This is a genomic window from Neptuniibacter halophilus, assembly GCF_030295765.1.
Classification (GTDB): domain Bacteria; phylum Pseudomonadota; class Gammaproteobacteria; order Pseudomonadales; family Balneatricaceae; genus Neptuniibacter; species Neptuniibacter halophilus.
The window spans coordinates 3,868,299-3,892,620 of record NZ_AP027292.1 but is presented as its reverse complement, the minus strand read 5'-3'; the positions used below and the strand labels follow the sequence as shown (position 1 = coordinate 3,892,620).

The window sequence follows — 24,322 nt, the reverse complement described above, 5'->3', positions numbered from 1 at the left end:
TGGCAATCGGAGGAACCTGGCGGCTGCAAGCTGAGACCATGAATCAGTGTTTTTGTTCAAATTCAGCCGCCAGCTCCGTGAGGCGGCTGTGGTAATGTTTACGATGGACCCCGGCAGCCTTTAATTGCTGATACTGGTCGAGGAGAAAGGCATGCTTTTCCTCATTGTCTGCTGCCAGTCCTTTTATCAGATCCCGATCCATCCAGCCCTGTATCCGCCGATACAGAACCAGCTTAAAGATGATCGCCAGTGCGGTGGCGATCACGATAATGAAGATGCTGGTAGCGTCCATCTTAAATCTCTACAGGTTAAGGCGAGCGGGTGACATCCACGTACAGGGTCAGGCGCTGGCCGGGTTGCAGGTAAACTGATTTATCCAGCTTATTCCAGCGCTGAATATCTGCAACATTGATATTAAAGCGGTCGGCAATCCGATAGAGAGAATCCCCGTTGCGCACCCGATAACCGACTTTGCGGATAATCTGCCGTTCTTCGCTGTTCAGGGCAGGCGTTGCCGGTTGACTCCAGATAACCAGGCGTTTGCCAACGCTGAGTGGGTCACCCGGTGCCATGCTGTTCCAGCGGGCGAGCTGACGGACGCCTACTTTGTATTTGCGGGCAATGCTCCAGAAACTCTCGCCAGACTTAACCCGATGGTACTGCTCGGTCCGGTTGGTGCTGCGGGCGATCGATTTCTGGCGATCAGCGTGACGCTGATGCTGGCTGAGGACGTACTCACTCGACTGCTTGCTGGCGGTAGCGATCAACAGCGTTTTACCCGCCCGGATGCTATTGCCATGGAGCTTATTGCTGTTGCGAATCTGATCTACGGTGGTGTTGTGCTTTTTCGCAATACTGATCAGGGAGTCGCCGGGTTTAATCGTATAGCGTGCCCATTTTATGCGTGATTCAACCGGAAGTTCCCTGAGAGCTGAGCGAAACTGTTCCGCTTTCGCAACGGGAACCAGAAGGGAGTGAGGGCCTTCGGGTGCGGTAGCCCAGCGGTTAAAGCCGGGGTTCAGCAGATACATCTCCTTGGTGCTGATCCCTGCCATGCTGGCTGCCTGGGCAATATCGATCTGGCTACCGGTATCGACCTGTGCGAAATAGGGCTGATCGGGCAGAGGGTTCAGGTTAAGCCCGTATTGCCCGGCATTGCGGAATAGCTCGGAGACCGCGAGTAGCTTAGGCACATAAGCCATGGTCTCTTTAGGCAGCTTCAGAGACCAGTAATCGGTGGCCAGATTTTTACGTTTATTGCGTTTAATCGCCAGTGATACATTGCCGCCACCGGCGTTATAGGCTGCCAGAGCGAGCAGCCAGTCGCCATCAAAACGGCGATTTAACTGCTGCAGATAATCCAGTGCTGCGTCAGTGGAACGTGTGATATCGCGGCGACCGTCATACCACCAGTTCTGGGTCAGGCCAAAATGTTTACCGGTGGAGGGAATGAACTGCCAGGGGCCAGCCGCGCGGCCATGGGAATAGGCAAATGGATCAAAGGCGCTTTCAACGATTGGCAGCAGGGCCAGTTCCGCAGGCATGCCCCGTTTAAGTGTCTCATTCAGGATATAGTGGTAGTAAGGTGTTGCGCGCTTGACGACACGACCCATGTAATCCGGGTGTTTTTTGTACCAGTTAAGTTGCGCCTTTACCCGCGGCTGATCGAGGTGCGATGGCAGGCTCATATTCTGCCGGGTCAATTGCCACAGGTCGGCAACCGGCCGGGCTTGAGTGGGGGCCTTTGTCGCAGACTGTGAGACGGTCTTGTCCGGGGTAATGCTGGATTGGCTCTGTGGAGCAACAGGCCCGCGTGGATCAGAGTTGGACGGTTTCTCAGCGACACTTTGACAGCCGCTCAGGACCACGCTGGTGATAAGGCACAGCAGGGCTGATTTAGATGATACAGACATGAGGCTCCGATGGATGAGTCGATAAAATCGAACCATTCTAGCAGTGCCTCATGCCCGGTCAATAGGCGAGGATCAGGGGCTGCTCAGAACTGATTTTTCCACTCGCGAATGGCAGCAAAAACTTCGGTCTGAGTATGCAGCGCGTCTGAACTGAAACGATTGGCTGCATTGATTACGCTCTGCCGGTCAGTGCGCATAAATGGATTGATCCGCTTTTCCTGAGCCAGATTGCTGGGCAGGGTCGGTTTGTCCTGATGGCGCAGTTGGGTGCATTGTTCGATGGCCGCTTCAATGTCGTGATTGCCGGGCTCAACGGCTTCAGCAAACGCCAGATTGGCCAGCGAGTATTCGTGGGTGCAGTAAACTTCAGTGTCATCCGGCAGGCCGGCGAAGTAGTTCATTGCATTGAGCATCTGCTCGGCCGTGCCTTCGAACAGGCGGCCACAGCCGGCCAGAAACAGGGTATCGCCACAGAATAGCTGAGGCTGCCCGGTACGAGAAAAGTAACTGATATGGTCCAGTGTGTGGCCCGGGACTTCGGCAATTTCCAGTTCTGTGCCCAGCAGGGAGATCCGGTCTCCGCCTTTGAGGGGGCGATTAATTCCTTTAAACGGCGAGCTTGCGGGGCCGTACACGGGTATGCTCTGTCCTTCGGTGAGTGCCGCGACACCGCCGGTGTGGTCATTGTGATGATGGGTGATCAGAATCGCACACAGCGAAAGCCCCTGCGCGTCGAGATAGGTTTGTACCGGCGCCGCATCACCGGGGTCAACGACCGCAACCTGAGTGCTATCAGGGGTCGAAATAACCCAGATATAATTGTCGGAGAATGCCCGGACAGGGGTCACGTTATACATAGGATGGCCTCGGTCAGATTACTGATTTGCAGTGCAGTTTAAGAAATATAATACTGCTTCTATTCTGCTGAGCTAGCGCAAAATTGAATTTACTATGAGTTTTCATAAACAGGCACCGCTTGAAATATTGCTGCCCCAACTGAAAGCCTGGTTCGATACTGAGCTGGGTAAAGAGCTGCTGGAGGCTGAGTCGGCTGTAGTCGATGGTCTGCTGCAGGGTTTGTATGGCGTGCATCTGGCTCAGTTTTCTATTGACTCCAGAGTTCAGTTATTCAGCCAGAGTCAGGTCAGCCACTGCTTCTCACTGGTTCCGCAAATGGAGCTGGGGATGGCAGATAACTGTATCGTTGCTGATAACGCCGAAGTGCCTCTGGCCCACGAAAGTGTCGATGTGGTGGTCCTGCATCATGCACTGGATTTTACCGCTTCGCCGCATCAGGTGCTCCGTGAGGCGTCAAGGATTCTGCGTCCCGGTGGTCATGTGCTGATTGTCGGTTTTAACCCGCTGAGTTACTGGGGAATGTATAGGTTTTGCTGGCGGAAGAAGGCGCTCCCGCCATGGAGTGGGCATTTTATCAGTCATGGGCGTCTTTCCGATTGGTTGAAACTGCTCGAATTAACTGAATTACGCCATCTTTCCGGGTATCATCGGCTGCCTTTTGAAAGCGGGCGCTGGCGTAAGCGATTAGGTTTTATTGGCGGGCTGGCGAAACGCGGCCCCGGACATAGCGGTGCTTTCAGTGTGCTGCTGGCACGTAAGGACATCGCCGGGATGACGCCGCTACGCTCAGGCTGGGGGTTGCGCAGGCTGATATCGCTCCCCGTAGCAGAACCGTCCACGCGAGGATCGTTAAAGGAAAATTCGTGAAAGTTGTAGAGATGTTTACTGATGGTGCCTGTAAAGGTAACCCGGGTCCCGGTGGCTGGGGCGTTTTTATGCGCTACGGCGAGTCTGAAAAACAGTTGTATGGTGGCGAGCAGGGTACTACCAATAACCGGATGGAGCTCATGGCTGCGATTCAGGGGCTTGAAGCGCTTAATCGCCCCTGTGAGGTCGTGTTAACCACAGACTCCCAATATGTGCGTCAGGGGATTACTGAGTGGATTACCGGCTGGAAACGTAAAGGCTGGAAAAATTCGCAGAATAAACCGGTCAAAAACGCTGACCTCTGGCAGCGTCTGGATCAGGCGGCGGCTAAGCATCAGGTCGACTGGCGTTGGGTGAAAGGGCACAGTGGACATCCGGAAAATGAGTTAGCGGATCAGTTGGCTAATAAAGGGGTTGAGGAGCTGAATCGGGCATGAGACAGATTGTACTGGATACCGAAACAACCGGTCTGGAACCGGGTGAAGGGCACAATATTATTGAGATCGGTTGTGTTGAGATGCTCAACCGACGCCAGACCGGGCGTACCTATCACCAGTATATCAAGCCGGATCGTGAAGTGGATGCCGAGGCGGTTCAGGTGCATGGTATCACCAATGACTTTCTCGAAGATAAACCCCGCTTCAATGAGGTGATGGAGGAGTTTATCGAGTTTGTCCGCGGGGCCGAGCTGGTTATTCATAACGCAGCCTTTGATATTGGCTTCCTCAATGCGGAATTGCAGCGTAATGGTTACCCGGAGAGGATGGAAAATTTCTGTCTGGTTACCGATACCCTGCTGCTGGCACGGAAAAAGCATCCGGGTCAGAAAAACAATCTGGATGCATTATGTAATCGTTACGGTATCAACAATGCACACCGTGAACTGCACGGGGCATTGCTTGACTCTGAGATACTCGCCGATGTTTATCTGGCGCTGACCGGGGGGCAGACCGACCTGTCACTGGGTGGTAGCGGTGATGGCAGTGATGAAGATGAACTGGCGATCCGTCGTGTCAGTGGTGCAGATGAGTTGCCGCTGGTGCAGGTCCCGGATGAAGATCAGCAGGCGCATGCAGCATTCCTGCAAATGCTGGATAAAAAGAGCGGGGGAGAGTGTCTCTGGCTCTCGGCTGATAAGCCGGCAGACTGATCTTCTCTTCAGCCGTAATCTTCAGCCGTAAAAGAATAAAAAAAGCCCCGCCGTGAAGGTGGGGCTTTTTGTTTCGGGAGCAGGCCAGGGCCTGGCGTCCCTGCTTTACAGGTAGGCTTGCAGTGCCGCGTAGGCTACCAGACTCATCACGATGGTATAGGGCAGTGCCATGATTACCATGCGGCCATAGGAGAGGCGAATCAGTGGAGCCAGTGCCGAGGTCAGCAGGAACAGGAAAGCGGCCTGGCCGTTCGGTGTTGCTACACTTGGGATGTTGGTGCCGGTATTGATAGCGATTGCCAGATGATCAAAGTGTTCGCGGCTAATGCTGCCCGCATTGAAAGCGGCAACCACTTCGTTGATATAAACCGTGGCAACAAAGACGTTATCGCTGATCGCTGACAGCAGGCCGTTGGCAATAAAGAAGACACCCGGCTGAACGGCTGTATCCATGGCCAGAACGGCTTCGATGATCGGCTGGAACAGGTGCTGTTCGTGGATCACAGAGACAATCGAGAAGAAGACAACCAGCAGTGCAGTAAAGGGCAGGGCCTCTTCAAACGCTTTGCCGATCTGGTGTTCTTCAACGATGCCATTAAAGGCTGTCAGCAGAATGATAATGGTCAGACCGATCAGGCCGACTTCCGCCAGATGCAGGGCCAGCGCGAAAACCAGAAATACGGCAATAACAGCCTGTACCATCAGGGTTGCTTTATCACGGGTGGTGCGTTTGGCATCCATCTCGCCGGCGTAATCGATCAGTACATTACGCACGTTTTCCGGCAGAGTTGAGCCGTAGCCAAACAGCTTGAGCTTCTCAAGCAGAGCGCAGGTCAGCAGGCCGGCAATCAGAACAGGCATGGTGATCGGTGCCATCAGTACAAAGAACTGAATAAAATCCCAGCCGGCTTTTTCTGCGATCAGCAGGTTCTGAGGTTCGCCTACCAGCGTGCAGACACCACCCAGAGCGGTACCTACAGCGCCGTGCATAAGCAGGCTGCGAAGGAAAGCGCGGAACTGTTCCAGATCGGCCTGGTGGTTCTGCTGTACGGCCTCATCATCGGCATGGTCGTGCTCAGGGTGATGATAGGCTTTACCAGAAGCTACCTTGTGATAGACCGCATAGAAGCCAACGCCCACGCTGATCAGAACGGCAGTAACCGTCAGCGCATCCAGAAACGCTGAGAGGAACGCTGCAAAGAAGGAGAACAGCAGAGAGAGGGCTGTCTTGGAGTGAACTTTGAGCAGGATCTTGGTAAATACCCAGAGCAGCATGCTCTTCATAAAGTAGATGCCGGCAACCATGAACATCAGTAGCAGGATAACTTCAAGGTTGGATTCGATTTCGTGGGAAACCGATTCCGGGGTGGCCAGGCCGATGATAATCGCTTCGATAGCGAGCAGACCGCCGGGCTGAAGCGGGTAACACTTCAGCGCCAGTGCCAAAGTGAAAATAAACTCGAAGATAAGTAACCAGCCGGTCACAACAGGTCCGAGTGTGTACAGAATGATCGGGTTCAGAATAAGAAAACCGATGATCGCCTGTTTATACCAAACAGGGGAGTTTCCCAGGAAATTCCGAACAAATGCTTGCGATAAGGTGTTGGTCATTGATTGTTCTTCCTATGCCAGAACAGCCATAAGTTTTAAGTAGTTGTAATTGTTATGGGTACCTGCGGCTTAGCCAAAGCCACTCTGGCTTTCTTGCTGCGCGAGATCAAAGTAGCGATTAACGCCCTGCGGGTGCCGGGTGTAAACAACTAACGCTGAGGTCGGATGGCTCGAAAAGCGCTGATTGGCCGGTAGGGGCAACCAGCAGCGTCAAACACAAGGGTGCATTGTCAGCGCAGTTGGAAAGGGATCGCCGTTCCGCTAGGCTGGAGGCTGCGCACGCGGTTGATTTAACGCACTCAGAATGAGTTCTGGATCGTTTTGCAGATTCCTTAAATTCATGGGTTATTAAAATCAGGCGTAAGGGTAGCAGTTGAGTTATTAAAGCTGAAGACTAAACTACTGCCTCAGCGCATAAAATTGCGCTCTTCACCTGCGAACAGGTCGTTTTCTTAGCATTTTCTATGGACGCCGCCGGGCGTATTATCGCGGATTTGGCGGGTGTATATCTGCGGTACTTTTGTCTGCAGTACTTAAGGAGAAATTTTTGTCCGAATCAAATACTGAATACCTGCTGGCCTGTCAGGAGCGCCTGCTGGGGACTGAACAGGGCGTTATACGCTGTACGGCTGAACAACTGGCTGATCTGGACGTTGAGGTCACGTTGCCTCTGGGGCTGATAACAGGGCAATCGCTGGAGCTGGCGATTCTGCGCAGCAAGTGCTTGCCTGATGGTGTGAATCGGGAACAGTTGCTGGGTCTGCGCAGCCTGCTGGGTGGTATCAATACCGAGGCAGAATATGTGATGCTGTCATCGGCAGCTCAGATCGCCATCTGGTATGAATCTTTCCGTTACTGCCCGCGCTGTGCGACTCCCCTGAGCCTGCATAAGGATGAAATGGCCAAAGTTTGCACGGGTTGCGGACACCATCAGTATCCGCGCATCTCGCCTTGTATCATTGTTCTGGTACGTGACGGCGAGCGCTGCCTGCTGGCGAATGCGGCAAAATTTAATTCTGATCGGTACAGCACGCTGGCAGGATTTATTGAGGCCGGGGAAAGTGCTGAATCCGCAGTGGCGCGGGAGGTGATGGAAGAGGTGGGCATTGAGGTGAAGAATATTGAGTACTGCTTCAGCCAGTCCTGGCCCTTCCCGCACTCATTTATGCTCGGTTTTATGGCGGACTACGCGGCAGGTGAGCTCAGGCCGGACGGGGTCGAGATTCTTGATGCTCAATGGTTCAGTGTTGATGATCTGCCAAATCTGCCGCCGAAATTCACAATTGCCAGACGCCTGATTGATCGTTTTTTTGCTGAACAGGGAGTTGAGCTGGATTCCGGATCAGCTCTGTTTTTCCCGGCTGAATAGTTTGCCCAGTTTGGTGGCAAGCATGATGTTGCCTTCGGCACGCAGCTTGCCACTGAGGAAGGCGCTCATGCCGTCTTTCTCGCCATTGATGACCTCGATCATGGTGGCCGCTTCCATAATCAGGGTGACATCCGGGTCCGGGTGTTCGCCGGGCTTGATCTCGCAGGCCTGATCGGCCACCTGAATAAAGAAATCCTGTTCATCCTCCAGCAGGAACTGAAAGGTCGCTGTAAAGTCCTCTGCATTCTCTCGTACAAAACGACCTGGAAGCTTCTCAATGACTTTGGCGACGGATATCTCTTGGGGCATGTCTGAGCCTTAAACTAGGTGGGTAACGGAGGGAAGTATGATACATTAGCTCACCTTCTTCCTATAGTTAATTTCGGAGTTTTCTCTGTGGTTGAGTTTTTCACTGATTACGGTCTGTTTCTGGCTAAATCTGTCACTGTGGTTTTCGCAATTATCGCGCTGGTGGCTGGCATCGCCGTGGTCTCCTCCCGTTCCCGTAAAGATGCAAAACACGGGGATATTGAAGTGATTCACTTCAATGATGAGCTGCTGGATATGAAAGAGGCGCTGGAAGACGCCATTCTCGATAAAGAGGAGCTCAAAGCGCTGCACAAAGCCGAGAAGAAGAAAGAGAAAGAAGAGAAAAAAGCACGTAAGAAAAACAAGCAGCCTGAAGAGGAAGAGGCGCATCGCAAGCGGATCTTCGTGCTTGATTTTGACGGCGATGTAAAAGCCAGTGAAGTGGAACCGCTGCGTCAGGAGATCTCGGCCGTCCTGTTACTGGCAGAAGCTGAAGACGAGATCGTTATCCGTCTGGAAAGCCCCGGCGGTATGGTGCATGAATATGGTCTTGCTTCGTCTCAGATTGAGCGGATTAAGCGCAAGCAGATTCCATTGACGATCTGTGTTGACCGGGTGGCTGCCAGCGGTGGATACATGATGGCCTGCCTTGCAGATAAACTGTTAGCGGCACCATTTGCGATCGTGGGTTCGATTGGTGTTATTGCGCAGTTGCCGAATTTCCACCGCTTGCTGAAAAAGAATGATATCGACTACGAAGTGCTGACCGCCGGTGAATACAAGCGCACCCTGACCGTATTCGGCGAGAACACGGAAAAAGGGCGTGAAAAATTTGTTCAGGAACTGGAGGAAACCCACGATCTGTTTAAAGGTTTTGTTCAGGAATATCGGCCACAGGTCGATATTAATTCTGTTGCCACCGGTGAGATCTGGTTTGGTAAGCAGGCGCTGGAAAATAAGCTGATCGATGAGTTGTCTACTTCAGATCAATACCTGATGGATGCAGCGGATCAGGCCGATATCTTTATTGTTCGTTATGAAGAGAAGAAAAGCCTGCAGGATAAAATATCTGATCTGGCGGTCGATTCCGGTGATCGCGTGTTGACGCGTTGGTGGGGGCGCCTTACTCAGGCCCGCACCTGGACTCGCTAAAGGTATTATCTGACTTGATTTCAGTGCCGGTATTGCCGTTATAATCTACGGTTTACTGTTTTAAACGCTGGTTTGGAGAACTGATGCAACACAAAGGGACATCCGCAAGTATCGTCAAGGCTGCAGAATCGCTATTTGCAGAGCAGGGTTTTACCGAGACCACTGTGCGTCAGATTACCAGTCGTGCTGAAGTGAACCTGGCAGCAATTAACTATCACTTTGGTTCTAAAAAAGGGCTGATCCAGGCGGTCGCTGAGAAGTTTCTCAATCCGTTGTGCAGTCAGCTTGAATCGATGCTGGATGAGCGCCTCTCAGTGACTTCTGCCGGCCAGCCTTCACTAGAAGAGCTGCTGGAGATGCTGATGCGGGCGTTGCTGGTGGTTAACCGTGAAAACGTAAATGCACTGGCGGTATTTATGCGTTTGCTTGAGCTCTCCTATATGAAAAATCAGGAAGAGCTGCGTGAATTCCTGCTGGGTCGCTACCAGAGTAAGCTGATGCCTTTCATCCGGTTGCTACGTCATGATGCCGCGCCGATGGAGGACGATGAGTTCTTCTGGCGCTTGCATTTCATGCTGGGCAGTATCACCTTTACCCTGTCTAACTACCATACCCTGCATGCTCTGGAAAAACGTGAATTTTCAACCGGTGCAGAAGTCGAAATTATCCTTCATCGGATGATCCCGGTCTTGTCTGCCGGCTTGCAGGCGCGGGCTGATAAAACCTATTTTTGCCGACTCTGATCATGTTTTCCCTGCACCTCTCCATCGCCCGGCAGTCTCTCCGTCTGATGGAGGGGGAGAGGCTCGTGGCCTCCTATTCCATATCGACCGCCCTTAACGGCCCCGGCGAATTAAAAAACTCCGGTTGTACGCCGCGTGGAATGCATTATATTCGCGCAAAAATTGGCCATGACCTGCCGCTGAATGCGGTGCTGGTTGGTCGTCGCTTCACCGGTGAAATCTACTCTGCTCAGCTTGCGGCTGAGCACCCGGGGCGGGACTGGATTCTCAGCCGGATTCTCTGGCTCAGTGGTCTGGAGCCCGGCGTAAACCGCCTCGGTAAGGTCGATACCATGCAGCGTTATATCTACATTCACGGTACCCCTGATACCGAGCCTATGGGGGAGGCCCGTTCCCATGGCTGTATCCGCATGCGTAACACCGACCTTATTGAGCTGTTCGATCGGGTAGAACCCGGCACCCGCATTTTGATAGAAGAATGAGATCTATGACCGAAGCAACCCTATTTCTTGATCTTGATGGCACCATACTGCAGCCGGAGGAAGCGGCGCTGCTACAGAACCCGCTGATTGGCGGCATTATTCTGTTTGGCCGTAATACGGAAAGTGCTGAGCAGGTGGCAGAGCTGGTCCGCTGTGTTCGTGCGGTGCGTCCTGAGCTTATTATCAGTCTCGATCAGGAAGGCGGCCGGGTACAGCGGCTCAGGCAGGGGGTGGCCCGTTTGCCGGCAGTGAAGGCGTTGGCCGATGACTATAAGCGTCATCCGCAACAGGGTCTTGAGCAGGCGGCAGATCTGGCTTATCTGATGGCTGCTGAGTTGCGCCAGCTCGATGTTGATCTGAGCTTTGCGCCGGTGCTGGACGTGGATTATGGCCGTAATACGGTGATAGGAGATCGCGCCTTCGCTGATAATGCAGAGGATGTCTGCGCGCTGTCCCGGGCTTATATTCAGGGGATGCAGGACGCAGGTATGGTGGCTACGGTGAAGCATTTTCCCGGTCATGGCTGGGCCGATGCGGATACGCACCTGCATGATGCGCTCGATGAGCGGGAGTTCGGGCAGCTGTGGGATAGCGATTTGCTGCCGTTCCGCCGTGCTGTTGAGCAGGGGGTTGCCGCCATGATGTTTGCTCATGTGCTGTATCCGCGTTGTGACGCTGCGCCAGCGGGTTTCTCATCGTTCTGGTTGCAGGAGGTGTTGCGGCAGAAGCTCGGGTTTACGGGTGTTATATTCAGTGATGATCTCAGCATGAAGGCGGCTCACGCGGTTGGCGGTTACGCTGACCGGGCGCGGCATGCGCTTGCGGCGGGGTGTCAGGCGTTACTGTGTTGTAATGAGCGGCAGGGTACACTGGAGATTCTTGAGTATCTTGAGTCATCCGGTTGTCGTCCGCTATCGTCGATTTCCCGGCTCAAGGGGGCACAGTGGCAGCTTCAGCCGGAACGTTTGCTGCGAGGGCAGCAGTTGGCGCAGCGATTATTGGGTGATTGATTTATGATTGAGTTGTTAAATCGAATGCTGGCGGAGTATTTTCCGCAGTTCTCCGATGCTGCCTGGATGATACTGTCCAGCATTATTCTGTTACTGGGTCTGGTGGTGCATGTTGTTTTGCGCTCAGCGCTGCGCAGGCTGATCGCCAAGGCAGAGCGCAGCAGCCTGCGGTTTGATGATATTTTTCTTCGCTCGATCCGCCAGCCCTTGTTGTTGCTTATCTGGCTTGCAGCCACCTTCTGGCTGGTTGAGCTGGCAGAGCAGAATTTCGATTTGGAAATTCTCAGTTCTGACAGTCCGCTACCGAATCTGGTGGTGACCCTTTTACTGGCCTGGGCCTGTATTCGTTTCCTCAAGCGTCTGGAGCGTCTGCTGATTGATCCCGAGCGGATGAAGAAGCCGATGGACCAGACTACAGTATCGGCTCTGGGGCGGTTGTTACGCCTGATTGTATCGGTTCTGATGCTGCTGATTGTGATGCAGAGCTACGGCTTCAGTGTCTCCGGGATTCTTGCCTTTGGTGGTATCGGTGGCATCGCGGTTGGTTTTGCGGCAAAAGATCTGCTGGCTAATTTCTTTGGCGGTCTGATGATTTATCTGGACCGGCCTTTCAAAGTAGGTGACTGGATACGTTCGCCTGACAAGCAGATTGAAGGTACGGTTGAGAATATAGGCTGGCGCCAGACCCGGATCCGGACCTTTGATAAGCGCCCGTTGTACGTGCCTAACGCAACGTTTGCGAGTATCTCTGTGGAAAATCCGTCGCGCATGACTAACCGCCGGATCTATGAGTATATTGGTTTGCGTTATCAGGATGCAGATCAGGTTACCCGGGTGATTGAGCGGGTGCGTGCAATGCTTGAAGCGCATCCTGACATCGATACCAATCAGACGCTGATCGTGAATCTCGATCGCTTTGGGCCCTCATCTCTGGATTTCTTTATCTATACCTTTACCAAAACTACCAACTGGATCCGTTTTCATGAGATTAAGCAGGATGTGATGGTAAAGATTATGCAGATTATTGATGAACAGGGTGCTGAGATTGCTTACCCGACCACCACGGTGCATCTGCATACCGATGCACAACCGTTTCAGCCGGAGCCTGAGATGCTGAAGGCGGCTGCATCGCCATGACAGAAATCCGGATTGCCGGGCTCAGACCCATGCAACTTTAGGATGAAAAGAAAAGCGTGTTTTGCTAATCTTTGTGCCATAAATCGCCGCCTTCGGGCGGCGTTTCTGTATCAGTTCTCTGAGGTTTGTTATGAGTGTGCATGAGATAAAGCATCCCCTGGTCCGGCATAAGATCGGTTTGATGCGTTCCAGTGAAATGAGTACCCGCAGTTTCCGTCAGTTGGCCGCTGAAGTTGGTTGTCTGCTGACTTACGAAGCGACCAAGGATCTTGAGTTAGAAGAGTATCAGTTGGATGGCTGGTGTGGTGAAGTGACCTGCGAGCGAATCAAGGGCAAAAAGATTACGGTTGTGCCGATCTTGCGTGCCGGTATCGGTATGCTCGACGGCGTGCTCGAGCTGGTACCGACAGCGCGTATCAGTGTGGTGGGTCTGTATCGTGATGAAGAAACTCTGGAGCCGGTCGCCTATTTTGAGAAACTGGCTAACGACATCGAAGAGCGTATGTCGCTGGTGATCGATCCGATGCTGGCTACCGGCGGCTCAATGATTGCCACCATCGATATGCTGAAAAAGGCGGGTTGTGACACCATTCGTGCGCTGGTTCTGGTGGCGGCTCCCGAAGGGATTAAGGCGGTACAGGAAGCACACCCGGATGTGGATCTGTATACCGCATCTATCGATAGTCACCTGAATGAACAGGGCTATATTATTCCGGGTCTGGGTGATGCCGGGGACAAAATTTTCGGCACTAAATAATCTGAGGGTAGTGTTATGAGTGATACTCAGTCGGGCCTGCGTACCGTGCTGGCCGGCTCACAGATGCTGTTTGTGGCCTTTGGCGCACTGGTGCTGATGCCGCTGCTGACCGGTCTTGATCCGAGCGTGGCTCTGTTTACTGCGGGTATTGGTACGTTGCTGTTTCAGTTTGTGACGCAGCGCACGGTACCGATCTTTCTGGCCTCATCCTTTGTTTTCATCGCGCCGATCACTTACAGCACCCAGACATGGGGTGTAGCGGCAACCATGGGCGCGCTGTTTGCAGCGGGTGTGGTCTACATGCTGCTGGCGCTGCTGGTTAAAGTGCGTGGATCCGGTTTTCTGCATCGGATCATGCCGCCGGTCGTGACCGGCCCGGTCATTATGGTGATCGGTCTGGGGCTGGCGCCTATCGCGGTAAATATGGCGATGGGGAGATCAGGTGACGGTTCGCTGGAGCTGTTTCCTTATGCAGATGCGATGATCGTATCCATGGTGGCTTTGCTGACAACTCTGCTGGTAGCCACGCTGGGCAAAGGTATTTTCCGTCTGGTGCCGATTCTTTCCGGTGTGCTGGTGGGTTATCTGGCAGCCTATTTCATGGGTATGGTTGATCTGAGTAAAGCATCTGAAGCGCCTTTGCTGGCGGTGCCTGACTTTGTCTGGCCTGAGTTCAGTCTGGCGGCGATTCTGTTTATGTTGCCTGTAGCTATCGCGCCTGCGATTGAGCACGTAGGCGACATTCTGGCGATCAGCAATGTCACCGGCAAGGATTACCTGAAAAAGCCGGGGCTGCACCGTACCTTGTTTGGTGATGGTCTGGCTACGTCGGCTGCTTCCCTGTTTGGTGGGCCGCCGAATACCACCTATTCGGAAGTGACCGGTGCCGTGATGCTGACCCGTTCATTTAATCCGCTCGTGATGATCTGGGCTGCGGTATTTGCCATTTTACTCGCTTTTGTTGCTAAATTTGGCGTGCTGCTGCAAACCATACCTTCACCGGTGATGGGCGGTATTCTGATTCTGCTGTTTGGTTCAATCGCATCAGTCGGGCTGAATACGCTGGTTAAGGCGCGGGTAGATATGGCTCAGCAGCGCAATCTGGTGATTGTTTCTACTACGCTGGTATTTGGCATTGGTGGTATGGCGATCGGAAGCGGTGATCTGAACCTGCAGGGCGTAAGTCTTTGCGGTGTTGTGGCGATTGTTCTGAACCTGATTCTGCCGCAGGCTAAGCCTGAGCATGATGATCTCAGCGAAGAGCAGGCAGTGGTTGACGATATGGTTAAACACGGTCGTTAAGTAACACTTAGAATACTGACTCTGTAAGCGGTCAGTCGGTTATCCGGCTGACCGTTTTTTTATGTGTCCGATTTACTCTGGAGTAGAGCGGTACGGGGGTGTGGGGTTGTTAGCAGGTTGCTGGCAGGGTGTTAAAGCCGTGAGGGAGCCCGGCCGGTCCGGCCGGGCTGGAATGCTTAGTTAACCGGCGTGATCTGAACCACAATTCCCAGCAGTGGGTGGTCGATGTAGTGCAGCTCGGATGAGCGCATCCTTCTTGCCTGATCCTGATGTACGGTCAGAATCTGCGGAATCACCGGGAACTGTGCTGAGCTGAGGGTGCTGACAGCGGTGCTGCTGCTCTGCATGCTGAGCATGGCGGCCGTGCTGGTGTCAGGCTGCTGTTTGCCCGGGCTGCGTTTAAGTTGTTCTGTCTGTGCAGGACTCAGCCGCTGGCTGAGATAAAGGTCCGGGCGAAAGTGCAGATAGCGACCGCGGCCTACGGCGATATATCCGTCCAGCTCATACATGCCGTTATCAAGAATCTCGCCGGCCTGAATTCGGATCGGGCGCGGGTCAAGCGTCTGATAAACAGGCTGCACCCAGCCTCCGTGGTAGAGAATCCGGTAATGACCGCTGTTGCGCAGACGGTTTTTTTCGTCATGCAGGTTCAGGCTGCCACCTGAGAGGCGTTGATAACCAGCGGAGTCGCTTCCCAGATAGATGGCCCGGGATTTTTCCGGGATCTCATTGATAACCGGCCAGTATTCATCACTCAGGGCGCCCTGATCTTTGTTGGCGAAGGCGATGACTTCAACTTTGAACAGGTCGGCTGCCTGGCTGTAGCCGGTCAGGAGCAGGAAGGGGAGTGCGAGCAGGCGTAAATATTTCATCATGATCTCTTAACTGCCAAGTCCCGCAGCAGGCCTTCTACGGCACTGAAGCGTTGCTCGGGCTTTTCCATGTTGAGGCTGAAACGCAGTTTGTCTGCGCCTTCCAGTTTATATTTTTGCGGCTGATTTTGAACCAGTTTTACCAGCGTTAAAGGATCGACTTTAGCATCGCCAGAGAATTCGATGCGGCCAATCTCACTGCCGGCGTCGATTTTAACAATATTCATGGCTTCGGCGCTGAGTTTTATTGCTGTGGCACGGAACAGGTTTTTGGTCTGTTCCGGTAGCAGACCGAACCGGTCGATCATCTCGACCTGCAGCTCCTTGAGCTCTTTCTCGGAATGGGCACTGGAGATGCGTTTATACATCAGCAGGCGACTGTGCACATCCGGCAGGTAGTCATCAGGAATCAGTGCAGAAAGGTGCAGGTTAACTTCGGCACCCTGCTTGAGCGGCTGATCCATGTTCGGTGTTTTACCCTGCCTGATCGATTCAACCGCCTGTTCCAGCATCTCCATAAAGAGGCTGAAGCCGACGGTCTGCATCTGGCCGCTCTGCTCCTCGCCGAGGAGTTCGCCGGCGCCGCGAATCTCAAGGTCGTGGGTGGCCAGCGTGAAGCCGGCCCCGAGATCATCGGCAGATTCAATTGCCTCAAGTCGTTTGATGGCGTCTTTAGTCATCGATTTATAATGCGGCGTCAGCAGATAAGCGTAGGCCTGATGGTGTGATCGTCCTACGCGGCCGCGCAACTGGTGCAGCTGTGCCAGACCAAATTTGTCAGCCCGGTCAATGATAATGGTGTTGGCGTTAGGTACGTCGATACCGGTCTCGATAATTGTGGTGCAAAGCAGAATGTTGTAGCGCTTATGGTAAAAATCGGACATGACCTGTTCCAGCTCACGTTCACGCATCTGCCCGTGGCCGACGCCTATGCGAGCTTCCGGCACCAGTGCGCGCAGCTCTTCGGCGGTTTTCTCGATCGACTTAACTTCGTTGTGCAGGTAGTAAACCTGACCGCCACGGAGCAGCTCGCGCAGAATAGCCTCTTTTACCAGTGTCGTGTCGCTCTGGCGGACAAAAGTTTTAACAGAGAGGCGGCGGGCAGGCGGGGTGGCAATAATCGACAGATCGCGAATGCCTGACATGGCCATATTCAGAGTCCGGGGAATCGGCGTGGCTGTCAGGGTCAGGATATCGACCTCGGAGCGCAGGGATTTCAGGCGTTCCTTCTGCTGTACGCCAAAGCGGTGTTCCTCATCGATAATCAGCAGGCCGAGGTTATTAAACTGGATATCGCTGGAGAGTAGTTTGTGGGTGCCGACGACAATATCGACACTGCCTTGCTCAAGCTTTTCGATAATACTGCTCTGCTGCTTACCGGTACGGAAGCGGGAGATCAGTTCGATATTCACTGGCCAGTCTGCAAAACGATCCTGAAAATTCTGATAGTGCTGCTGAGCCAGCAGGGTAGTGGGTACCAGTATCGCTACCTGTTTTCCGCTCTGGGCTGCAATAAAGGCAGCACGCATGGCTACTTCGGTTTTACCGAAACCAACGTCACCGCATACCAGACGGTCCATTGGTTGAGGTGCGGTCATATCGCGGATGACATTACCGATCGCAGCGGCCTGATCCGGCGTTTCTTCGAAGGGAAATGAAGCTGCAAATTGCAGGTAATCCTGATCCGGATCGCTGAAGCTGAAGCCCTTGCGTGCGGCGCGCCGGGCATAGATATCGAGTAGTTCTGCTGCAGCATCACGGGCTTTCTCGGCCGCCTTGCGTTTCGCTTTGCTCCACTGTTCGGTGCCGAGCCGGTGCAGCGGCGCGTGCTCGTCGCCGGCGCCACTGTAGCGGCTGATCAGATGCAGCGAAGAGACCGGTACATACAGTTTTGCACCGTCAGCATATTCCAGTGTCAGAAACTCATTGGTTTGACCTTCAAGATCAATGGTTTGCAGGCCAAGGTAGCGGCCGACACCGTGTTCGAGATGGACAACCGGTGAGCCGGTGTTGAGTTCTGACAGGTTGCGAATGATCTGGTCGCTTTGTTCCTGCTCTTTGGAGCGACGGCGGCGCTGAAATACCTGATGGCCAAAAAGCTGGGTTTCGGTAATCAGATATAGCTGGCCGGGCAGAGACAGGCCCAGTTCCAGTGGGTATTCGGTAATGGCCAGATCAAGATCAGAATTGAGAAAAGCCTGCCAGCCTTTGCACAGGGTTGGTTTGATGTTGATCCGGCCGAGTAGTTCGAGCAGGGCTTCACGGCGACCTGCTGATTCTGCGCAGAACAGAACCGGGCCGTCACGCTGCATAAGAAATTCCTGCAGCGCTTTCAGCGGGTTTTTCTGCTGCGAATCTACCGGCAGCGCCGGAGGTGTTTCAAAAGGCAGGTTGCTGCGGCCGCTTTTGCTTTCCAGCTCGCTGCTGTGCAGGCTGATCCGACCGTACTGTTTAAGTGCTGCAAACAGGTCGCTGGTAGACAGAAACAGTTCATTGGGTGCGAGTACCGGATTGGTAATATCGTGACGGCGCTGTTCATAGCGCTCAGCCACCTCAACGGCAAACTGTTCAGCGACCTGTTCAAGGTCACTGTCGATAAAGATCTGTGTCTGATCAGGCAGCGCGTCAAACAGCGAGCTGCACTCATCGAAGAACAGGGGCAGATAATACTCAATTCCGGGCGTGGTCAGTCCGTCATTGATGTTGGTGTATACCGGGCATTGACGGTAATCCACGTCAAACCGTTCCCGCCAGCGGGCCTTAAAGTGGCTGATAGCCCGGCTGTCAAACGGGAACTCTTTGGCGGGCAGCAGATTAATGGCATCAATTTTATCGACCGAGCGCTGGGTTTCCGGATCAAAGGTGCGCAGGGTTTCGATCTCATCGTCAAACAGTTCTATCCGGTAGGGATGGTCGCTACCGGTAGGGAACAGGTCGATGATGGCGCCGCGAATGGCAAATTCACCATGTTCGAGAACGGTGTCCACGGCATGATAGCCGGCGTCAGCCAGTTGTTTGCGCAGGTTTTCGGGGTTGATGGTTTCGCCGACTTTGAGGTCAAAGCAATTGCCGGCAATAAACTCGGCGGGGGCGGTGCGGTGCATCAGTGTGCTGAGAGGGACAATCAGTATGCCTCGCTGCAGCCGGGGTAGCCGGTTCAGGGTTGCAATACGTTCCGAGATAATGTCCTGATGCGGAGAGAACGTATCGTAGGGCAGCGTTTCCCAGTCAGGAAAAGAGAGCAGCTCCAGCGTTTCTGGCTGCGGATTGAAAAATGCCACTTCATCATGCAGGCGAACCGCTTGCTGGCTGTCGCGGGTGATGACGAGTGTGAAACCCTGATAGCGACTGGCTGCATCACTGATAATGACACCCGCTGCCGCGCCATGGATCTGACCCAGTTGCTTGCGGTCTCCGGCTCCGGTAGGTAAAGGGTAGTTCAGTTGCAGCACGGCACGCTCCTAAATCGCTGGTGAATCGGTACGGAGGCCTAGTTTAACGGCTGAAGTGGTAAATGGTAGGTGTCTCGACCCGAATATTCGCTCCGGACAGGTATTAATAAACTTTTTGCGCTGTCCGAAAGTCTATTGTTGTGCATTTGCTCAATGACGGAGAAAAGAGGATAATGCGCGCACCAAATTTTTAAGGGCCGACTGGTGGCAATTCTGACCGCCGGCGGTAGCCAAGAGTTGAAATAACTTTTTGGAGTTTCATGTGAGCCAAGATCAAGTTTTCGCTGACTGGAAAGAACGCGAAGCCCTAGCCGAAGCAATGGTACCACTGGTAGGTGGTCTGTATCGTGACAGCAATATCGAAACCTCTGTTTTCGGTCGTCTGATCATCAAACGTTCCGTTATCGACATTCTGAAGGCGCATCGCTATGCCCGCCAGATCGAAGATCAGGAACTGAATGTGGTTGATACCTTCCCGATTCTGGAAACGGTTAAAAAACTGAACGTTCGCAACGCGCACATCGATGCGGGTAAGCTGGCGATCAAATACCGTAACGAAGGTAACGGTCAGGATCTGGAGTCCTTCCTGAAAGCTGAACTGGCTGAAGTGATTGATTCTGAAGATCGTGAAGCCACCGATATCGTTCTTTACGGTTTCGGTCGTATCGGACGTCTGCTGGCGCGTCTGCTGATCGAGCGCACCGGTGGTGGTCAGGCCCTGCGTCTGCGTGCAATGGTTGTGCGTAAAGGTGCAGCGGCGAAAGATCTGGAAAAGCGTGCCAGCCTGCTGCGTCGCGATTCTGTACACGGTTCTTTCAAAGGCACCATCACTGTCGATGAAGAAAACAACACCATCACTGCCAACGGTAATGTGATCCAGGTGATCTTCGCTAACTCTCCGGATGAAATTGATTACACTGAGTACGGCATCAACAATGCCGTTGTAATCGATAACACAGGTAAATGGCGTGATGAAGAGGGCCTGTCCCTGCACCTGAAATCTAAAGGTGCATCCCGTGTGGTTCTGACTGCGCCGGGCAAAGGTGTTAAGAACATCGTAATGGGTGTTAACGATGGTGACATCGATGCTCAGGACAAGATTCTGTCTGCTGCGTCCTGTACAACCAATGCGATCACGCCTGTTCTGAAAGCGGTTTATGACAAGTACGGTATCGAAAACGGTCACGTTGAGACTGTGCATGCGTACACCAACGACCAGAACCTGATTGATAACTATCACAAAGGTGATCGTCGCGGTCGTGCGGCTGGCCTGAACATGGTTATCACTGAAACCGGTGCGGCAAAAGCGGTATCTAAAGCGCTGCCGGCAATGGAAGGCAAGCTGACAGGTAACGCGATTCGCGTACCTACGCCAAACGTTTCCATGGCAATCCTGAACCTGAATCTGGAAAGTGAGACCGAGAAGGAAGAGCTGAACGCATACCTGCGTGATGCTGCTCTGCACGGTCCAATGCAGAAGCAGATCGATTTCAGCAACTCCCCTGAAGCGGTTTCTACTGACTTTGTCGGTTCCCGTGCTGCAGGTGTTGTTGATGCGCTGGCGACGATTGCCGGCGGTAAGCGTTGTGTACTGTACGTTTGGTACGATAACGAATTCGGTTATAGCTGCCAGGTGATCCGTATGGTTCAGAAAATGGCACAGTGCACTCTGCCGGCGTTCCCTGTAGAAGGCTAAGCTGTAATAACTGATTGATTAAAAAGCCACCAATAGGGTGGCTTTTTGTTTGTTTGGTATTCTAAATATCTTAATGGAATATATATATAACAAACAGGTCTACGCGAGGGTGCCTACTTTAGTTAAGGGAAGGCACTGATATGTAAGGCTGTTTGTAGAAAAATGACACGTTGCTCAGGTATACTTAGTCGGATTTTTGGGTGGGGTAATTCTATTCGCGTAATAACTATACAAAGGTATCCCTTGCGCTCGGGGACAGGTCGCAAATGATACCGAAATCGCGAATAGAATCCTGAAAGAGTTTAACGTAATTGGGTGAGGCGTATGATCAAGATCAACAAAGGTCTGGATCTACCGATCACGGGCGCACCTGAGCAATCTATTACAGATGGCCCAGCAGTGAGTTCCGTCGCCGTAATCGGCTCTGACTATGTAGGTATGAAACCTACCATGGCCGTCAAGGTGGGTGATCGAGTAAAACTCGGTCAAGTGATCTTTTCCGATAAAAAAACAGAAGGCGTTCACTACACAGCACCAGGTGCGGGTGTAGTTAAGGCCATTAACCGTGGTGAACGTCGTGTACTTCAGTCTGTCGTGATTGAACTGGACGGCGACGATGCGGTTGAATTCAATAAATACAGTGCAACTGAGCTTGCTGGTCTGAGTGCAGAGCAGGTTGAACAGAATCTGATCGATTCCGGTATGTGGGCCGCCCTGCGGACCCGTCCGTTCAGCCGTGTACCAGCGCCGGGCAGCAAACCGCACTCCATCTTCGTTACAGCGATGGATACCAATCCGCTGGCGGCTGATCCGTCCGTAGTGATTGCAGAGCAGGCTGAAGCCTTCAGTCAGGGTCTGACTATCCTTAATAAGCTGACAGAAACCAAGGTATTCCTGTGTAAAGCACCGGGTGCTGATATTCCTTCAGCCGAAGGGGTTTCTGTAGAAGAGTTTGCGGGTGGCCATCCGGCGGGCAATGCCGGCACGCATATCCATTTCCTGGATCCGGTTTCTCAGAAGAAAACCGTCTGGACAGTGGGTTATCAGGATGTGATTGCCATTGGTAAACTATTTACCGAAGGTAAGCTGTTTACTGATCGTGTTGTTGCCGTTGCAGGCCCTAAAGCGGCTAAACCTGGTCTGGTACGTACCCGTATGGGCGCCAGTCTGGACGAGCTGCTGGCAGGTGCTCAGCAGGGCGAGCATAACCGTGTGATCAGTGGTTCCGTGTGGAACGGTCGTACTGCGAACGGTCCGTTTGCCTTCCTCGGGCGTTATGCCAACCAGATCAGTATTCTGGAAGAGGGTGACACCCGTGAGTTTATAGGCTGGCTGAAACCGGGCAGCGATAAGTTCTCAGTGCTGAATGTATTCAGCTCTTTCCTGAGCCGTTCTTCGAAGAAATTCGATTTCACCACAACGACCAATGGTTCTGAACGTGCCATGGTGCCTGTGGGTCAGTTTGAAGAGCTGATGCCTCTGGATATTCTGCCAACTCAGCTTCTGCGTGCTCTGGTGACTGGTGATATCGTATCTGCGATGGAGCTGGGCTGCCTTGAGCTGGATGAAGAAGATCTTGCGCTGTGCACGTTCGCCTGCCCGGGCAAATATGAGTACGGTCCGATCCTTCGCGACAATCTGACGCGTATTGAGAAAGAGGCCTGATCATGAGCTTGCGAAATATTCTCGATAAGATGGAGCCGCATTTCCATAAAGGCGGCAAATATGAAAACTGGTACGCGCTTTATGAAGCCGCGGATACCATTTTCTACACTCCGGGACACGTTACCAAAACAGCGGCGCACGTACGTGACGCAGTTGACCTGAAACGTATGATGATCCTGGTATGGATGTGTACCTTCCCGGCGATTTTCTTCGGTATGTACAACGTTGGCCTGCAGGCTAACACTGCGATGGCGCAGCTGGGCATGACTGAAGCGTCTTCCTGGCAGGGTGCAATTGCCGGTGCTCTGACCAGCTTTAATCCTGACAGCCTGTGGGACAACATTATCCACGGTGCGGCATACTGGTTGCCTGTTTACATCGTTACCTTTGTTGTAGGCGGTTTCTGGGAAGTCCTGTTCGCGATGAAGCGTGGTCATGAAGTGAACGAAGGTTTCTTTGTGACTTCCGTACTGTTTGCGCTGATTCTGCCGCCAACTATTCCGTTGTGGCAGGTTGCGCTGGGTATCAGCTTCGGTGTGGTTATTGGTAAAGAAGTATTTGGCGGTACCGGCAAAAACTTCCTTAACCCGGCACTGACCGGTCGTGCGTTCCTGTTCTTCGCTTATCCGGCGCAGATGTCAGGTGATGCGATCTGGACTGCCGTTGATGGCTTCTCCGGCGCTACACCGCTGGGCCTCGCTGCTGCAGGTGGTATCGATGCGATCCTGGCTGCGAACATCACCTGGTTTGATGCCTTTATCGGTAACATTCAGGGCTCGGTAGGTGAGGTATCTACCTTCGCGATTGCGTTGGGTGGTCTGGTATTGCTGATTGCTAAGGTGGCTGCGTGGCGTATCGTTGCCGGTGTCTTCCTGGGCATGGTTGCGACCTCGACCCTGTTTAACCTGATCGGTTCCGAGACTAACCCGATGTTTGCCATGCCATTCTACTGGCATCTGGTACTGGGTGGTTTTGCCTTTGGTATGTTCTTTATGGCAACAGACCCTGTGTCTGCTTCCATGACCAACAAAGGTAAGTGGTACTTCGGTGCGCTGATTGGTGTGATGGTGGTTCTGATCCGTGTGGTTAACCCGGCTTTCCCTGAAGGGATGATGCTGGCGATCCTGTTCGGTAACCTGTTCGCACCGCTGATTGACAACTTTGTTGTCCAGGCAAACATTAAACGGAGGAAGGCGCGCGATGTCAGCTAATAATGACACTATCGGTAAGACGATTACCGTTACCGTTCTGTTGTGTGTTGTCTGCTCGGTGATCGTATCTGCTGCGGCGGTACTGCTGAAACCTAAGCAGATTGCAAACAAAGATCTGGACCGTAAGAGCAACATTCTGGCTGCGGCAGGTATCAACCAGCCGGGTAAATCTGTAGATGAGCTGTTTGCTCAGATCACAACTAAGTACGTTGATCTGGAAACCGGCAAATTCACAACGGATGTACCTGCAAAGTACGATGCCAAGAAAGCAGCTAAAGATCCGCAGCTCGGCAAAGCACTGAGCAAAGATGTAGATATCGCTTCTATTAAGTATCAGGCTAACATCATGCCGGTTTATCTGGTTGAGAGTGAAGGTCAGATCGAGAAGGTGATTCTGCCAGTTCATGGTTACGGACTCTGGTCTACGCTTTACGGATTCCTGGCGCTGGAAGGCGACCTGAATACTGTGGTTGGCCTGGGCTTCTACTCTCATGCTGAGACCCCGGGTCTGGGTGGTGAAGTAGATAACCCTAACTGGAAAGCGATCTGGCCTGGTAAAGAAGTATATCCGGCAGGTTCTATGGAGCCGGCGCTGGGTCTGATCAAAGGTGCTGTTGATCCGGCTTCTGCCAATGCTAAACACCAGATTGATGGTTTGTCCGGTGCAACTCTGACAAGTGTGGGTGTAACCAATCTGGTTCACTTCTGGATGGGCGCGAACGGTTATGCTCCCTTCCTGGCTAACCTGAAAGCAGGGGAGGCGTAA

Annotated in this window: 22 protein-coding genes; 15 read left to right on the top strand and 7 right to left on the bottom strand. The window is 53.0% G+C overall.

Annotation, left to right across the window (positions count from 1 at the left end; genetic code table 11):
• Window positions 1-43: 43 nt before the first annotated feature.
• The 3 genes from QUD59_RS18160 to gloB all read right to left on the bottom strand — a co-directional run bounded on the left by QUD59_RS18160 (window position 44) and on the right by gloB (window position 2,770).
• On the bottom strand, window positions 44-292 hold the full coding sequence (locus QUD59_RS18160) for a hypothetical protein (protein WP_286238695.1): 249 nt from the start codon (window positions 290-292) through the stop codon (window positions 44-46).
• Between the two features lie 16 nt (window positions 293-308).
• The gene (locus QUD59_RS18155) at window positions 309-1,913 is read right to left on the bottom strand and encodes a LysM peptidoglycan-binding domain-containing protein (protein WP_286238694.1); all 1,605 of its coding nucleotides are present in this window, start codon (window positions 1,911-1,913) and stop codon (window positions 309-311) included.
• Between the two features lie 83 nt (window positions 1,914-1,996).
• A complete protein-coding gene (gene gloB, locus QUD59_RS18150) occupies window positions 1,997-2,770 on the bottom strand; it encodes a hydroxyacylglutathione hydrolase (RefSeq protein ID WP_286238693.1) in 774 nt (257 codons plus the stop codon).
• 94 nt (window positions 2,771-2,864) lie between these two features.
• Here gloB and QUD59_RS18145 point away from each other — a divergent pair, with 94 nt between their 5' ends.
• Genes QUD59_RS18145 through dnaQ form a run of 3 tightly spaced genes read left to right on the top strand, consistent with a single transcriptional unit; the run spans window position 2,865 to window position 4,788 of the window.
• A complete protein-coding gene (locus QUD59_RS18145; protein WP_286238692.1) occupies window positions 2,865-3,638 on the top strand; it encodes a class I SAM-dependent methyltransferase in 774 nt (257 codons plus the stop codon).
• Complete coding sequence (gene rnhA, locus QUD59_RS18140) at window positions 3,635-4,075, top strand: ribonuclease HI (RefSeq protein WP_286238690.1); 441 nt, start codon at window positions 3,635-3,637, stop codon at window positions 4,073-4,075. The genes QUD59_RS18145 and rnhA overlap by 4 nt, the downstream gene beginning before the upstream one ends.
• Window positions 4,072-4,788, top strand: coding sequence for a DNA polymerase III subunit epsilon (gene dnaQ, locus QUD59_RS18135; RefSeq protein ID WP_286238689.1), 717 nt, complete (start codon window positions 4,072-4,074; stop codon window positions 4,786-4,788). The genes rnhA and dnaQ overlap by 4 nt, the downstream gene beginning before the upstream one ends.
• Window positions 4,789-4,893: 105 nt before the next feature.
• On the opposite strand, the gene nhaB is transcribed toward dnaQ, so the two are convergent.
• Window positions 4,894-6,399, bottom strand: coding sequence for a sodium/proton antiporter NhaB (gene nhaB, locus QUD59_RS18130; protein WP_286238687.1), 1,506 nt, complete (start codon window positions 6,397-6,399; stop codon window positions 4,894-4,896).
• 547 nt (window positions 6,400-6,946) lie between these two features.
• Between nhaB and nudC the strand changes: the two genes are divergently transcribed.
• The gene (gene nudC, locus QUD59_RS18125) at window positions 6,947-7,768 is read left to right on the top strand and encodes an NAD(+) diphosphatase (RefSeq protein WP_286238686.1); all 822 of its coding nucleotides are present in this window, start codon (window positions 6,947-6,949) and stop codon (window positions 7,766-7,768) included.
• Here the strand turns inward: nudC and QUD59_RS18120 are convergent.
• On the bottom strand, window positions 7,742-8,077 hold the full coding sequence (locus tag QUD59_RS18120) for an SCP2 sterol-binding domain-containing protein (RefSeq protein WP_286238685.1): 336 nt from the start codon (window positions 8,075-8,077) through the stop codon (window positions 7,742-7,744). The two genes, nudC and QUD59_RS18120, sit on opposite strands and share 27 nt — an antisense overlap.
• Before the next feature lie 87 nt (window positions 8,078-8,164).
• Here QUD59_RS18120 and sohB point away from each other — a divergent pair, with 87 nt between their 5' ends.
• The 7 genes from sohB (at window position 8,165) to QUD59_RS18085 (ending at window position 14,660) form a co-directional block, all read left to right on the top strand.
• Window positions 8,165-9,229 carry a protease SohB gene (gene sohB, locus QUD59_RS18115; RefSeq protein WP_286238684.1) on the top strand — a complete coding sequence of 355 codons (1,065 nt, stop codon included), beginning with the start codon at window positions 8,165-8,167 and terminating at the stop codon, window positions 9,227-9,229.
• An 83-nt stretch (window positions 9,230-9,312) separates the two neighbouring features.
• The gene (locus QUD59_RS18110) at window positions 9,313-9,972 is read left to right on the top strand and encodes a TetR/AcrR family transcriptional regulator (RefSeq protein WP_286238682.1); all 660 of its coding nucleotides are present in this window, start codon (window positions 9,313-9,315) and stop codon (window positions 9,970-9,972) included.
• A 2-nt stretch (window positions 9,973-9,974) separates the two neighbouring features.
• Window positions 9,975-10,454: a L,D-transpeptidase gene (locus QUD59_RS18105; protein ID WP_286238681.1), complete on the top strand. Its 480-nt coding sequence runs from the start codon at window positions 9,975-9,977 to the stop codon at window positions 10,452-10,454.
• Between the two features lie 5 nt (window positions 10,455-10,459).
• Window positions 10,460-11,464 carry a beta-N-acetylhexosaminidase gene (nagZ, locus tag QUD59_RS18100; RefSeq protein WP_286238680.1) on the top strand — a complete coding sequence of 335 codons (1,005 nt, stop codon included), beginning with the start codon at window positions 10,460-10,462 and terminating at the stop codon, window positions 11,462-11,464.
• A 3-nt stretch (window positions 11,465-11,467) separates the two neighbouring features.
• Window positions 11,468-12,601, top strand: coding sequence for a mechanosensitive ion channel family protein (locus QUD59_RS18095; protein ID WP_286238679.1), 1,134 nt, complete (start codon window positions 11,468-11,470; stop codon window positions 12,599-12,601).
• Window positions 12,602-12,731: 130 nt separating this feature from the next.
• Window positions 12,732-13,358 (top strand): uracil phosphoribosyltransferase, encoded by a 627-nt coding sequence (gene upp, locus QUD59_RS18090; RefSeq protein WP_286238677.1) that lies wholly within the window; start codon window positions 12,732-12,734, stop codon window positions 13,356-13,358.
• A 15-nt stretch (window positions 13,359-13,373) separates the two neighbouring features.
• On the top strand, window positions 13,374-14,660 hold the full coding sequence (locus QUD59_RS18085) for a uracil-xanthine permease family protein (RefSeq protein WP_286238676.1): 1,287 nt from the start codon (window positions 13,374-13,376) through the stop codon (window positions 14,658-14,660).
• Between the two features lie 176 nt (window positions 14,661-14,836).
• Here the strand turns inward: QUD59_RS18085 and QUD59_RS18080 are convergent, their stop codons facing one another.
• Both QUD59_RS18080 and mfd read right to left on the bottom strand, forming a co-directional pair.
• Window positions 14,837-15,532, bottom strand: coding sequence for a CsiV family protein (locus QUD59_RS18080; protein WP_286238675.1), 696 nt, complete (start codon window positions 15,530-15,532; stop codon window positions 14,837-14,839).
• On the bottom strand, window positions 15,532-18,984 hold the full coding sequence (gene mfd, locus QUD59_RS18075; protein ID WP_286238674.1) for a transcription-repair coupling factor: 3,453 nt from the start codon (window positions 18,982-18,984) through the stop codon (window positions 15,532-15,534). Before mfd ends, QUD59_RS18080 begins: the two co-directional genes overlap by 1 nt.
• 262 nt (window positions 18,985-19,246) lie before the next feature.
• On the opposite strand from mfd, the gene QUD59_RS18070 reads away from it, so the two are divergent.
• The 4 genes from QUD59_RS18070 to QUD59_RS18055 all read left to right on the top strand — a co-directional run bounded on the left by QUD59_RS18070 (window position 19,247) and on the right by QUD59_RS18055 (window position 24,322).
• Window positions 19,247-20,680 (top strand): glyceraldehyde-3-phosphate dehydrogenase, encoded by a 1,434-nt coding sequence (locus tag QUD59_RS18070; protein ID WP_286238673.1) that lies wholly within the window; start codon window positions 19,247-19,249, stop codon window positions 20,678-20,680.
• Window positions 20,681-21,004: 324 nt separating this feature from the next.
• On the top strand, window positions 21,005-22,345 hold the full coding sequence (locus tag QUD59_RS18065) for a Na(+)-translocating NADH-quinone reductase subunit A (RefSeq protein WP_286238672.1): 1,341 nt from the start codon (window positions 21,005-21,007) through the stop codon (window positions 22,343-22,345).
• 2 nt (window positions 22,346-22,347) lie between these two features.
• Entirely contained in the window at window positions 22,348-23,556 is a 1,209-nt protein-coding gene (locus QUD59_RS18060) for an NADH:ubiquinone reductase (Na(+)-transporting) subunit B (RefSeq protein ID WP_286238670.1), read from the top strand.
• Window positions 23,546-24,322, top strand: a complete 777-nt coding sequence (locus tag QUD59_RS18055; RefSeq protein WP_286238668.1) for a Na(+)-translocating NADH-quinone reductase subunit C — start codon at window positions 23,546-23,548, stop codon at window positions 24,320-24,322. Before QUD59_RS18060 ends, QUD59_RS18055 begins: the two co-directional genes overlap by 11 nt.